This is a genomic window from Streptococcus sp. ACS2, assembly GCF_000525585.1.
Taxonomy (GTDB): Bacteria; Bacillota; Bacilli; order Lactobacillales; family Streptococcaceae; genus Streptococcus.
The window spans coordinates 1-7,094 of record NZ_JALT01000011.1 but is presented as its reverse complement, the minus strand read 5'-3'; the positions used below and the strand labels follow the sequence as shown (position 1 = coordinate 7,094).

The window sequence follows — 7,094 nt, the reverse complement described above, 5'->3', positions numbered from 1 at the left end:
TGACGAAATCATGGATGTTGAAATTCCAAACTTCCCACCATTGGTATTTGAATTTGACGAAAAATTGAATGTTGTTTCTGAATACTACCTTGGAAAATAATTATAAAAGATAAAAGGCGGGATTTATTCCGCCTTTTTTTGAGAAGTGACTCTCGGTTCGTCTCACTTTGTAAGGTGAGATGAACCAAGGAGATAATTAGTCTAGAGTTTCGATATACTCCAGTCCCCAACTTTCAATGGCATCTAGGACACCTTGAAATTTTCTACCCATTTCAGTTAGACTGTATTCGACCCGTGGGGGAACTTCAGCATAGACTTTACGCTCCACGATTTTATCCTTCTCGAGCTGTCTGAGGTGTCGTGTTAGAATGGTTTGGGTAATGCCAGGAATTAGACGTTGTAGTTCATTAAAACGCTTAGTCCCCGTACTGAGTTGATAGATGATGACTAGAGCCCATTTGCCTGTTAGTACACGCTGCGTCGTGGCAAAAGGACAAATTCCGTATTCACTGACTTTGGTTACCATAATTCCTCCAATTTTTTTAAAATTATTCTCTTATTTGACAATAATAGTATCGTATTTAATACTATATAACAATAAAGTGCCTACTTTTCTTTTTGTTAGTAAGTGATAAAATTATATCATAAATAAAAGAAACGAGGAGTAACTGATGTCAGTAAATTTAGAAATTTTCAATGCATATAACAATGGTCTTATAACAGGTGATTTTCCAGCTGTTTTTGAGACTATGGCAGATGATATCATCTGGCACCAGCCAGGTCAGCATAGTAATTCCGGTACTGTTGTTGGAAAAGAAGCACTTGGAGCACACTTGGCTAAATTTTCAGAAAAAACAAACGGTACCTTCAAAGTATTGACTAACTGGGTGTCTGAAAATATTGACCTTGTAGTAGCCAATGTGACCTTTGTCGGAACTCGCCCAGACGGCGAGGAACTCAACATGAATGGGATTGATCTTTTTCGCATGGATGATGGAAAGATCAAGGAAGTTTGGCTCTTTTCATTAGATCAAGCAGTAGAAGATGCTTTCTGGGGTTAGACAGTAAATTAATCTATAATCTGAAATGAAATTTGATTTATGGATCGTGATGATGAGCACTCAGCACACACTGATCGTCGTTACGCTTCACTTGATGACTCAGTAATTCCAGATGCTGAAAACTTGAAAGTTACTTTGGAACGTGCCCTTCCATTCTGGGAAGATAAAATCGCTCCAGCTCTTAAAGATGGTAAAAACGTATTCGTAGGTGCACACGGTAACTCAATCCGTGCCCTTGTAAAACACATCAAACAATTGTCAGATGACGAAATCATGGATGTTGAAATTCCAAACTTCCCACCATTGGTATTCAAATTTGACGAAAAATTGAACGTTGTTTCTGAATACTACCTCGGAAAATAAGCTGAGATAAGTAGTTATCATTAACAAATAAAAAGTTGACTTTGGTCAGCTTTTTTCTTTTCTTGAAAATAAATGTAAATAGTGGTCAGAAAAGTCAGTCAATTCAGTAATTTTTCCTTGACTTTCAAGTTGGAAAGATGTATCATATTAACCAAGATACATCGAAAGGAAATGAGTCAAATGACATTCGCAACTACAACTGTTTTGCTATTGCGTAATGAGGGCTAGTGCAAAAGCATTAGTCCTGTTTGGCTTACCAAGCGGGAGGGAAAAACATCTCGCTTGGGTTTCCGAGTGAGATGTTTTTTTACTACTATCGTTTTTACTTTTAGAAAGAGGATTGTCTATGCGTAAAGTTGAATTTTTTGATACAAGTCTTCGTGATGGGGAACAAACACCTGGAGTTAACTTCTCAATCAAAGAAAAAGTTGCCATTGCTAAGCAACTTGAAAAATGGGGAATTTCTGTAATCGAAGCAGGTTTCCCTGCAGCTAGTCCAGATTCATTTGAGGCAGTAAAACAAATTGCAGAAGCTATGACAACAACTTCTGTTACCGGCTTGGCTCGCTCAGTAAAATCTGATATTGATGCTTGTTATGAGGCTTTGAAAGATGCCAAGTATCCACAAATTCATGTCTTTATCGCAACAAGTCCAATTCATCGTGAGTTTAAATTGAAGAAATCAAAAGAAGAAATTCTTGAAGCTGTAAAAGAGCATGTATCATATGCACGTTCAAAATTTGAAGTTGTTGAGTTTTCACCAGAGGATGCTACTCGTACTGAGCTTGATTTCTTGACTGAAGTTGTTCAAACAGCGGTTGATGCTGGTGCATCATATATTAATATTCCAGATACAGTAGGATTTACGACTCCAGAAGAGTTTGCACGTATTTTTGATCATTTGACTGAAAATATTAAATCAGACCATAAAGTTGTTTTTAGTGTTCACTGTCACGATGACCTCGGTATGGCAACTGCAAATACTTTGACAGCAATTAAACACGGTGCTGGACGTGTACAGGGAACTGTTAATGGTATCGGTGAACGTGCGGGTAATGTTGCTCTTGAAGAAGTAGCTGTTGCTTTGAAAATTCGTGAAGACTTTTTCCAAGCAACAAGTGATATTGTTCTTAATGAAACAATGAATACTTCAGAGCTTGTTTCTCGCTTCTCTGGAATTCCTGTTCCTAAAAATAAAGCTGTTGTTGGTGGAAATGCTTTCTCTCATGAATCAGGTATCCACCAAGATGGTGTTCTTAAGAACCCACAAACTTATGAAATTTTCACACCAGAATTGGTAGGTGTGAAGAGTAACAGTCTTCCTCTTGGTAAATTGTCAGGACGTCATGCCTTTGTTGAAAAATTGAAAGAACTTGAGCTTGACTTTGTGGAAGAAGATATCAAACCACTCTTTGCCAAATTTAAAGTCTTGGCTGGGAAAAAACATGATATTACTGATGCAGATATTCGTGCACTTGTTGCTGGTACAAGTGTAGATAATCCAGAAGGTTTCCACTTCGAAGATCTTCGTTTGACTACTAATGCTGATGAAACAATCACTGCTACAGTAAGCTTGGCTAATGAAGATGGTGAATCTGTTGAATTTTTGGCAAATGGCCAAGGGTCAGTTGAAGCTATCTTCAATGCTATTGACAAATTCTTCAACCAAACAGTTCGCTTGACTTCTTATAATATTGACGCAGTAACTGATGGTATTGATGCGCAAGCGCGTGTACTTGTAACTGTAGAAAATGTAGATACAGATACTATTTTCAATGCATCTGGTTTGGACTTTGATGTCTTGAAAGCATCAGCAATTGCCTATATCAATGCTAATACATTGGTTCAAAAAGAAAATGCTGGTGAGATGGCACGTAAGGTTTCTTATCGTGACCTTCCATAAGCCGAAGAGGAGTTAAACATGACAAAGAAAATTGTAACACTTTCAGGTGATGGAATTGGACCTGAGATTATGGCAGCAGGTCTTGAAGTTCTTGAAAAAGTAGCTTCAAAAATTGGATTTGATTACGACATCGATGCTAAACTATTTGGTGGTGCTGGCATTGATGCCGGGGGTCATCCACTTCCAAAGTCAACTTTGGATGCTGCTAAATCAGCAGATGCTATCCTCTTGGCTGCAATTGGTGGACCTAAATATGACAATGCGCCAGTTCGTCCTGAACAAGGACTTTTGGCCATTCGTAAGGAGTTGAATCTCTTTGCTAATATCCGTCCTGTCCGCATCTTTGATGCCTTGAAACACTTGTCACCTCTTAAACCTGAGCGTATTGAGGGCGTAGACTTCGTCGTTGTTCGTGAGCTCACAGGTGGTATTTATTTTGGTGAGCACATTTTGGAAGAAGATAAGGCTCGCGATATCAATGATTATTCAGCAGATGAGATTCGTCGTATCATGCGTCGTGCCTTCAAGATTGCTCAAGGTCGTGGCAAAAAGGTCACTAGCATTGATAAACAAAATGTTTTGGCAACTTCTAAATTATGGCGTAAGGTTGCTGATGAAGTTTCTTTGGAGTTTCCAGATGTAACCCTTGAACATCAACTCGTTGATAGTGCCGCAATGATTATGATTACCAACCCAGCTCGTTTTGATGTGGTTGTGACAGAAAACCTTTTTGGTGATATCTTGTCTGATGAATCAAGTGTCCTTCCAGGAACTTTAGGTGTTATGCCATCTGCCAGTCACTCTGAAAATGGTCCAAGTCTTTATGAACCTATTCATGGTTCAGCACCAGATATCGCTGGTCAAGGTATTGCCAATCCAATTTCAATGATTTTGTCAGTAGCTATGATGTTACGTGAAAGTTTCAATGAAACTGAAGGGGCAGAATTGATTGAAAATGCTGTTGATAAGACCTTGAATCAAGGCATCTTGACACGTGATTTGGGTGGTCAGGCTTCGACTGCTGAAATGACAGCAGCTATTATTGGCAATCTCTAAAATCATGACACTGAAATTAGTGTTACTAAGTGTTTTGTTGGTATGGAATATTGTCGTCTTATTGGTTTATGGCCTTGATAAACATAAGGCTATCCGACATAAGAGACGGATTTCTGAGAAGGCATTATTATTACAGACACTGATCTTTGGTGGTATTGGTGCCTTTCTAGGTGGGAGACTTTTTAGACATAAAATTAACAAATGGTACTTCAAGCTTTGCTGGCTTATAGGAATTGTTATAGATGTCTTTCTTTTATACCTTATTCTAACAAGACTTTCGGATTAGCTAATCCTTAGATTATAATTGGAGTATTTTATGAGCGGAAAATCAATTTTTGATAAACTTTGGGAACGCCACGTCGTTACTGGAAATGAGGGCGAACCACAATTGATGTATGTGGATCAGCATTATATTCACGAGGTTACAAGTCCACAGGCCTTTCAAGGACTTCGTGATGCTGGACGTAAAGTTCGTCGCCCAGATTTAACTTTTGGTACGACAGACCACAACGTTCCTACGGTTGATATTTTTAACATTCGTGACCTTATTTCTAAAAACCAAATTGATACTTTGGCGAAAAACGTTGAGGAATTTGGTATTGATGCGGCTACCCACGGTACTGCTCGTCAGGGGATTGTCCACATGGTCGGTCCTGAAACAGGTCGTAGTCAACCAGGAAAATTTGTCGTTTGTGGAGATAGTCATACGGCTACTCATGGTGCCTTTGGTGCTATTGCCTTTGGTATTGGTACATCTGAGGTAGAACATGTCTTTGCGACACAATGTTTGTGGCAAGTGAAACCGAAGAAAATGAAGGTTGAATTTGTTGGTAAACCACAGCCAGGTGTTTATTCAAAAGACTTTATTCTTGCACTTATTGCACGCTATGGCGTTGATGCTGGTGTAGGATACGCAGTTGAATATTGTGGTGAAGCTATCGATGCTCTTTCAATGGATGAACGCATGACCATCTGTAACATGTCTATTGAATTTGGTGCCAAGATGGGTCTTATGAATCCAGACCAAAAAACTTATGATTATGTTGAGGGGCGTCCGTGCGCACCTAAGGGTGAGAAATTCGAAGAAGCAGTAGCCGACTGGAAAACTTTGGTTTCAGATCCAGATGCTGAATATGATAAAGTGATTACTATTGATGTTTCAGAATTGGCACCTATGGTTACATGGGGAACTAACCCTGAAATGGGTGTTGAGTTTGATCAACCATTCCCAGAAATCAAGGACTTTAATGATGAACGTGCCTACGAGTATATGGACGTTAAGCCTGGTGAATATGCTAAAGATATTGATCTTGGCTATGTCTTCATTGGTTCTTGTACTAACGCACGTCTTAGCGACCTTGAGTTAGCTGCTAAATTCGTTAAAGGAAAACATATCTCACCGACATTGACAGCTATTGTTGTTCCAGGTTCGCGTCCAGTTAAGAAAGAAGCTGAACGTCTTGGTTTGGATAAAATTTTCATGGATGCAGGATTTGAATGGCGCGATCCAGGTTGTTCAATGTGTCTTGGTATGAACCCAGACCATGTTCCAGAAGGTGTGCACTGTGCATCTACAAGTAACCGTAACTTCGAGGGACGTCAAGGATATGGTGCTCGTACTCACCTTTGTAGTCCAGCAATGGCAGCAGCTGCAGCAATCGCTGGTAAATTTGTAGATGTCCGCGATATGCCAGAAGTTCAAGCATAAGGGAGAAGATAATGGAAAAATTTACCGTCTATACAGGGAAATCAGTACCTTTGATGAATGATAACATCGATACGGACCAACTCATTCCCAAACAATTCTTGAAAGCTGTTGATAAAAAAGGTTTCGGTAAGAATTTGATGTTTGAATGGCGTTACCTTAATGATGATTACGATGAAAATCCTGATTTCGTCTTCAATAAACCTGAGTATCGCGATGCGACCATTTTGGTTACTGGTGATAACTTTGGTTCGGGATCATCTCGTGAACACGCTGCATGGGCATTGGAAGATTACGGTTTCCGTTGTGTTATTGCTGGATCATTTTCAGATATTCACTATAACAATGAATTGAAGAATGGTATGTTGCCAATCGTTCAACCCTTGGAAGTACGTCAAAAATTGGCTGCTCTTCCTGCAGGTGAGGAAATTACGATTGACCTTCCAAACCAAGTGATTAAATCTTCAGCAGGAGAGTTTCCATTTGATATCGATCATGAGTGGAAACGTAAATTGGTTGAAGGGCTTGACGATATTGGAATCACTCTTCAATATGAAGATTTGATTGCTGCCTATGAAAAACAACGCCCATCATATTGGCAATAAGAAACAATGATGTGTTTGTAAAATAATAATGAGGACTTAAAAGAATGGGATAAGGACAATGTTTAAGGTGTTGTTCTATCGGCTCTTTGTCAACTGTAGTGGGTGACGAAAAGCTAACATCTAGAGAGGACCTGATAGGTCTTCTCTTTTTTTATGTTCAGAGTGATGAAGACACGTTTCTTAAAGTTGATGAAGTTTCTAAAACCGAAGCCCAACCGTTTGATGTCTTTAATCAACTTATTAGTTGCTTCAAGTTTGGCATTTGAATAGTCTGTTTCTAGCGCATTCTTGATGTATTGCTTGTGTCTAAGAAAAGTCCTAAAGACCGTTTGAAAGTAGTGATTGACCTTGCTTATATTCTCCTCTATGAGTTCAAAAAACTCATCCCCCCTCTTCTCCTG

7 protein-coding genes and 3 pseudogenes are annotated in these 7,094 nt (G+C 39.2%); 8 read left to right on the top strand and 2 right to left on the bottom strand.

Annotation, left to right across the window (positions count from 1 at the left end; translation table 11 throughout):
- Window positions 1-100, top strand: a pseudogene (locus HMPREF1517_RS10125) (phosphoglycerate mutase); the annotation flags it as partial.
- A gap of 96 nt (window positions 101-196) precedes the next feature.
- On the opposite strand, the gene HMPREF1517_RS01290 reads toward HMPREF1517_RS10125, so the two are convergent.
- Window positions 197-526, bottom strand: a complete 330-nt coding sequence (locus HMPREF1517_RS01290; protein WP_002890783.1) for a winged helix-turn-helix transcriptional regulator — start codon at window positions 524-526, stop codon at window positions 197-199.
- A gap of 145 nt (window positions 527-671) precedes the next feature.
- Here HMPREF1517_RS01290 and HMPREF1517_RS01285 point away from each other — a divergent pair, with 145 nt between their 5' ends.
- From HMPREF1517_RS01285 to leuD, 7 genes and pseudogenes are all read left to right on the top strand, one after another.
- Entirely contained in the window at window positions 672-1,061 is a 390-nt protein-coding gene (locus tag HMPREF1517_RS01285) for a nuclear transport factor 2 family protein (protein ID WP_037599060.1), read from the top strand.
- Between the two features lie 39 nt (window positions 1,062-1,100).
- Window positions 1,101-1,424 (top strand): annotated as a pseudogene (locus HMPREF1517_RS01280) (2,3-bisphosphoglycerate-dependent phosphoglycerate mutase); the annotation flags it as partial.
- Window positions 1,425-1,770: 346 nt separating this feature from the next.
- A complete protein-coding gene (locus HMPREF1517_RS01275; protein ID WP_037599058.1) occupies window positions 1,771-3,327 on the top strand; it encodes a 2-isopropylmalate synthase in 1,557 nt (518 codons plus the stop codon).
- A gap of 18 nt (window positions 3,328-3,345) precedes the next feature.
- The gene (leuB, locus tag HMPREF1517_RS01270; RefSeq protein WP_037599057.1) at window positions 3,346-4,383 is read left to right on the top strand and encodes a 3-isopropylmalate dehydrogenase; all 1,038 of its coding nucleotides are present in this window, start codon (window positions 3,346-3,348) and stop codon (window positions 4,381-4,383) included.
- Window positions 4,384-4,387: 4 nt separating this feature from the next.
- A complete protein-coding gene (locus HMPREF1517_RS01265) occupies window positions 4,388-4,669 on the top strand; it encodes a DUF1294 domain-containing protein (RefSeq protein ID WP_037598114.1) in 282 nt (93 codons plus the stop codon).
- 30 nt (window positions 4,670-4,699) lie between these two features.
- Window positions 4,700-6,091 (top strand): 3-isopropylmalate dehydratase large subunit, encoded by a 1,392-nt coding sequence (gene leuC / locus HMPREF1517_RS01260; protein ID WP_037597711.1) that lies wholly within the window; start codon window positions 4,700-4,702, stop codon window positions 6,089-6,091.
- Window positions 6,092-6,102: 11 nt separating this feature from the next.
- Window positions 6,103-6,693, top strand: a complete 591-nt coding sequence (gene leuD, locus HMPREF1517_RS01255; protein ID WP_002890790.1) for a 3-isopropylmalate dehydratase small subunit — start codon at window positions 6,103-6,105, stop codon at window positions 6,691-6,693.
- 120 nt (window positions 6,694-6,813) lie between these two features.
- Here leuD and HMPREF1517_RS01250 read toward each other — a convergent pair.
- Window positions 6,814-7,094 (bottom strand): annotated as a pseudogene (locus tag HMPREF1517_RS01250) (transposase); the annotation flags it as partial.